The 6,000-nt window shown below is 42.9% G+C and carries 3 protein-coding genes, 1 pseudogene and 1 riboswitch; of the genes and pseudogenes, 3 read left to right on the forward strand and 1 reads right to left on the reverse strand.

The window, feature by feature from the left end:
- Positions 1-126: 126 nt before the first annotated feature.
- A pseudogene (locus AC0YN6_RS29835) lies at positions 127-327 on the forward strand (stalk domain-containing protein); the annotation flags it as partial.
- A 408-nt stretch (positions 328-735) separates the two neighbouring features.
- Here the strand turns inward: AC0YN6_RS29835 and AC0YN6_RS29840 are convergent.
- Complete coding sequence (locus AC0YN6_RS29840; protein WP_475751794.1) at positions 736-2,013, reverse strand: IS110 family RNA-guided transposase; 1,278 nt, start codon at positions 2,011-2,013, stop codon at positions 736-738.
- A 137-nt stretch (positions 2,014-2,150) separates the two neighbouring features.
- Between AC0YN6_RS29840 and AC0YN6_RS29845 the strand changes: the two genes are divergently transcribed.
- Both AC0YN6_RS29845 and AC0YN6_RS29850 read left to right on the forward strand, forming a co-directional pair.
- Entirely contained in the window at positions 2,151-2,498 is a 348-nt protein-coding gene (locus AC0YN6_RS29845; RefSeq protein WP_475751796.1) for a hypothetical protein, read from the forward strand.
- Between the two features lie 303 nt (positions 2,499-2,801).
- A riboswitch (cyclic di-GMP riboswitch) is annotated at positions 2,802-2,892 on the forward strand.
- Positions 2,893-2,981: 89 nt separating this feature from the next.
- Positions 2,982-5,657: an EAL domain-containing protein gene (locus AC0YN6_RS29850; RefSeq protein WP_475751798.1), complete on the forward strand. Its 2,676-nt coding sequence runs from the start codon at positions 2,982-2,984 to the stop codon at positions 5,655-5,657.
- Positions 5,658-6,000 lie beyond the last annotated feature (343 nt).

The following is a 6,000-nucleotide window of genomic DNA, read 5'->3' on the forward strand; positions in this document are numbered from 1 at the left end:
GGAAACGGCGAAGGTCATCTTTGACGGTGAAGTCCTTCCTTCAGATCTCAAGATGATTCCATTTCGTCCTATATTCACAAAGTTTAGCATGACCGTTGAGTGGGATAATAAAGAAAAAGTGTCACTGCCGTAAAGGATGGTTTGATAATCAAACTAATTGCGGATAAAATGACAGGTTACATTAATGATGAATCTATTCAACTTAATCAAAGTTCCTATTTAGCCCCAGATGGTATGTTCTATGTCGGTCTTCGTTTTGTTGAGGCTGCCGGAGCCAAAGTAAGCTGGGATCAAAAAACTCGAACAGTTACCATCGATTCAGAATGATTATTATTAAACACGATATTTCTCTAAATTCGGCCGTTCAAGCTTCTGGGCATTCGATCATTAAGCTAGCAGGTATCGATAGTTGAATATCATACATGATGAGCAGGCACTGAGGTAGCCTGCTCATCTAACTTTCCATTATTTGGTGACGCATAAGAAGTGAAACAGACGAGACGAACGGCCATTTAGGGAGTGAACAAAGTGAGGATGTATTTTAAAAGCATCAGAATATTGATTGGTGTTGTTTTTATAGTTTGTGTAGTGGGAGGTGCAATGGCATTCCAAAGCACATATGCTAAAAGTACGATTAATCAAAGCCACATAAATTCTCCTAACTATCCTGAAAATGAAAATGGAAAGACATACGGTTCTGCTGAAGAAGCCACCTCTGTTGAAATGCTACCTGACTTAATCCATAAAGGAAGTGTTGATGGTATTGCAGGATATGTGTTGAAAAAAGATTATCTCGGCTACGATCATTCGTGCCAATTTCCCAATCAACTTCATCATGGATTGCATTTTCGTCATTCGTTTTACTTCAATATTGTGTGCATGCACGGCTTGGAATGCACGATTGTGAGATAAGAGGTGAAACACTGAGAAGTACAAATGCTTCCGTAGTAACGAGTTTCCTCGTTTGGTTAGCTTAATGTGCCCCTTATACTTACCAGAACTACGTTCCGCTAAGTTTAATCCAGCTTTTCGTAATAACTGATTTCCATGAGACAGCTTACGTAAGTCCCCGCCAAATGCGAATATGGCAGCCATAGCGGGAACGGAAACACCGACGGATCGAACGAGATCAGAACAGGGGATCTCGGGCAATAGCTTTTTAATGATCTCGTCCGCTTCATCAATGATGTGGCAGATTCGTTCATATTCTTCGATGAGGTGCCTAAGTTCCCATTTGTCTTCTTCAAGGGCAGTAGCGTCTCCAACGCTATGTCTAGCGAGTGTTTGGAGCTGGATAGCCTTGTTCCTGCCTCGCACACCGCCAGGTCTAGCCATGTAAACTCCCCAGGTTTGCACCATCTGCTCCGGAGTTAACTGCAATACGTCAGATGGGGCTGGGAAACGACGCAAAGTGGCTAATGAACGCGGACTAAAAATATCTTCGAACGCTTTGCAGTATTCTGGAAAACGGATATCCAACCAGCGGTGGCTTCTATTCTTAATCCGTCCGGATTTAACCACCCAATGCTCTCTGTTTGTGACAATAACCCGTAAGCGGCGGAAGGCTTCTTCCTTTGGAGAGAAGCGCGTATAAAACCCGCGGCTCACTGCATCGGCAATGACCAAAGCGTCCTTTGGGTCATTCTTAGATGGAGAGTTATCCCTGTTTTCCTTATTGCGTTTGGTCGTCATTGGATTAACAAGAACAACAGAAATCCCTTGATTCATCAACCAATGAGCGAGATTGAACCAGTAGTGAACGGTACTCTCCATTCCCACAATGACGTCATTCAAGATGTGCATGTTCTGTAATTTACGAATACTGCTTATTAAATGCTCAAAGCCCGCATGGTCGTTCGAAAACATAATGGGGCGATTGGTGAGGACAATACCTCGAAAGTTAGTAGCTTGAGCAGCATGTTTTTCCTTGGCAATGTCGATGCCAATGACAAGCGTAGAAGTGGAAACACGTTCTACACGTTGATTTTGAGCTTTAGTTAGTCTAGACTTCATAATAACGCCTCCTAAGGTGAGTTCTGAGGGCTGCAACCCAGTACATACTCATCCTAGCGAGGCGTTCGTTTTTCTGCAAATTGAATCTACTAACACCTACAGGAATGTTAACGGGACATGTTAGTTGAATAATATACATGGATGAGCGGACACTGCGGTGGCCTGCTCATTTTATTGACGATTGCACTGGTGCAGGTAAGGATTTTAAAGACCTGACGAAGTTCGGGAAAGACGATGTCTACCCAGCGATGAAATGGGTGACAGAGGACGAAATGCTGGAAACCCCTGATTGGCTAAAATCCGATATGGAGAAAGAGTCGGAGCTTGAGGATGCGTCCATGGAGTACCACTTCTTCGAGCAACAATCGCTTAATCCGGGCCTTACTTGGGAGGAGTGGGAGGGGATTTGGGAAGAAAGCTACTTGGACTACCCTCCTGTTCGAATGATCGAACACAAAGGATATGTGGACGTGAGAGCGGCTTGATAACCGAATCATAGTACGAGAGTGCTATTTCGTAGCACTCTTTTTGCTGCTCATGAAAAAATTACTATTAGAGTCTGTTCAAAAAGCTCATCGATAGCTGAATAAATAAGGGTGAGTTTGTGCAGATCGAGCACTAGTATGAACTAACATCCCGAAAAAAAAGCGGTGGGGGATGCTTCTTTTCAAAAAAACTACTTTTGACCTAGGTATATAGATCCATAAAAACTTGTAGTTATGGTATTTATGGACTATAATGGATAAAAGTTTCGCAGAAGATCCTCCTCTAGTTTTTACAATGATAATAACATATAAGGGCAAACCCATTGAAAAATGGGGACGCAAAGCTATAGGGGCTAAAATGTACACGTGTGCACGATGCCAGCCAGTTGCTGATACATACGAGTTTTGGTGAATCAAGCAACTCTCCATTAGAGGAGGGGATGCTTTTTTTTCTTTTATAAATAAGAATCTGGAGAGGTAATCATGGCTTTCTTTCAATTGTTTCGCCCAACAAAAAAAGGGCTGTCGAAAAATTCCGCCTTTATCGAGCAGCAAAATGATTTTTCCAATCAAAGTGTGCACCTCAAGCAGATGATGCCTGACATATTGGGTAATTGGGATGTGGATCTGAGTACGAACGAGATCTATTTGTCCGATAACATATACCGGGTGCTAGGGATTTCCGATCGTGAATTTCGCAATGCTTCCGATCTATTTTGGACTTTGATCCACCCGGATGACAAAGCGGCGGTGAAAGAAAAATTCAGTGAAGCATTGCATAAGAGAATACAGTTCAACATCGTGCATCGCTTTATGCTTTCGGACAAATCTGTGCGGAAGGTTCATTCCCAGGGGGATTGGATATGCGACAATAACGGGAATCCCGTCCGTTTTATTGGTACACTTCTTGATATGAACGCTGGAGATCGGAATACAGCATATATCATCGATTTGGAAGAGCGACTTGTCGACAACAAAGAACAATTGCACACACTCATTAACGCCATTCCGGATTTCATTCTGTTTAAAGACGGTGAGGGCCGATGGCTAAAGGCCAACACGTTCGCATTATCCTCCTATCAGCTTGGCGACGTTGCCTATGAAGGGAAAACTGATTTCGAGATGTCGAAGTATTCTGATTTATGTCGAGAATTTTTGTCAACATGCACAACTTCCGATCAACGGGTATGGGAATCCGGTGAGTTAACCCGTTATGAAGATAAGATTGCCACGTCTGATGGCCGGACAAGTTTTTATGATGTCATCAAGGTTCCAATTTTCAATCCAGATGGCAGCCGAAAAGGCCTTGTGACCGTAAGACGCGATATTACGGAGAGAAAACAAGCAGAACAAAAAAATCAATATTTGGCCTTTCATGATCAACTGACCGAGTTGCCAAATCGCAGCTCGTTTAAAAACACCTTAGATCAAGCATTAACTGAAGCGAAGAGGAACCAGCAGAAGCTGGCTGTCATGTATTTGGACATGGACCGATTTAAATACATTAATGATTCGTTAGGTCATTCGATTGGCGACCGCTTGCTGAAACAGATCTCGGACCGACTGTCGCAATGCGTACAGGATAAAGGGATGCTCTTCCGCCTGGGGGGAGACGAATTTGCTTTGTTGCTGCCGAATGTTAAACGTATAAACGATGCCATTGATGTCGCCAAACAACTTGTAGAATCTATTGATAACATGTTTATCTTGGACGAATATGAGCTCTACATCACCACTAGTATAGGGATCAGCATGTATCCGAACGACGGGGAAGATGCCCCATCGCTCATGAAAAATGCGGATACTGCGTTGTACCTCGCCGAAGAGCAAGGAAAGAACAATTACCTGATCTATCATTCATCGATGAGCATCCAAACTTATAAAACATTTTTGCTTGAAAGAGATCTTCGGAAAGCGCTGCTGCAGGATGAGCTTGAATTATATTATCAGCCTCGTCTGGATGCGCATACAGGCCGAATCGTTGGCATAGAGGCACTCATCCGCTGGAACCACCCGGAGTGGGGGCTCGTTTCTCCGGACGAGTTTATTCCTTTGGCCGAAGAAGCCGGGCTCATTATTTTCATAGGCAAATGGGTCATTCAAGAGGCGTGCAAACAAAACAAAGCATGGCAAGAACAAGGGTTGCCGTCCGTTCCCGTTTCGGTTAACATATCGGCCCATCAATTTATGCAGAAAGATTTTCTCCATCATATAGACGGAATCATGAATGAAACGGGTCTGAATCCGAAATGGCTGGAGATTGAGATCACCGAAAATATACTGATGGAAAACGAGCAATCGGCAATTTCAACTATGCAGCATCTACAAAGCATGGGGGTTACCATTGCGCTTGACGACTTCGGAACAGGGTACTCCTCTCTATCCTATTTAAAATATTTTAAAGTAAACACTATCAAGATCGATAAATCTTTTATTCATGACCTTAGCTTCGATTCTGAGGATTTCATTATTCTAAAAAATATCATTCAACTGGCCAAAAGTCTTCATATAAACGTGACAGCCGAGGGAGTCGAACAAGAAAAGCAGCTTCTTATTCTTCGCAGAATAAATTGCGACCAAGTCCAAGGCTACCTATACAGTAAACCCGTTCCCTCCATCAAAATGGCTGAAATGTTAGAACGCGGTATTCTACACTTCAATTCGTCAAAACCGACAACAGATCAAATGATTGATAACCAACGGAAATTTTTTCGTGTTCCCTTTCATTTTGGACTAAGTTCGGACATGACGATCATTCAGATTAAAGACAAGCAGGTAGAACTCGGTAAAACAGAGGTGCTAATTGAGGACATTGGGCTTGGTGGGTTACGTTTTCTATCCGTAGTCAAGCTTCCGGTCAATCGCGAAATCATTATTGAATTTGTAACGGTGATCATGGGAACAACGGTTGTATTTCAGGGGGTTGTCGCTTGGTTCCAGGAACTGGAAGACCAAGTTTATCAGTACGGCATCGAGTTTCTGATCGATGAACAAGAGCAATCCGCCCTTGCTCGATTGTTAAATGAATTGACCATTCAGCTTCGCAAAAACCCGCTTGTTCCGAATTGCCGATGGATCCAGACGGGTAAGAACCATTATTTAAAAACCTATCAAAGCAGGAACGCGGCTATAGCTGATAATGAGCCGTCTCATAAATAGTTATCTATTGTGGGATAGCCTGCCTGAATTGTGAATCTTCAGAATTCAAACAGTTAATGATTGTTACGATTTTTTTCTTTCCCTGACATAAGTGTTTTATGTTTCTACTTTATCAAGCTAGCGTTAGACCCACCTAGTAAGCTGAAAATAACGGTAGCCTCGCTGAACTAACGGGGAACGATAGTGAGGAGCTTGCTCGGCGGCAGCTCCTTTTTCGTTCGTTTAAGTAACTGGCAGGATAGTTTAATGTAAATGAAAAAAGCAACACGTAGTGGTATGCACTCGTGTTGCTTTCAGTGTTCTAAGATCTAAGTTTCTTAACGATAGGGATCCAAATTTCAGT

The organism is Paenibacillus sp. J22P15, assembly GCF_056269345.1.

Coding starts and splice junctions, on each gene's coding strand:
- AC0YN6_RS29840 (WP_475751794.1), bottom strand. CDS start 2,013: ATGAAGTCTAGACTAACTAAAGCTCAAAATCAACGTGTAGAACGTGTT.
- AC0YN6_RS29845 (WP_475751796.1), top strand. CDS start 2,151: ATGGATGAGCGGACACTGCGGTGGCCTGCTCATTTTATTGACGATTGC.
- AC0YN6_RS29850 (WP_475751798.1), top strand. CDS start 2,982: ATGGCTTTCTTTCAATTGTTTCGCCCAACAAAAAAAGGGCTGTCGAAA.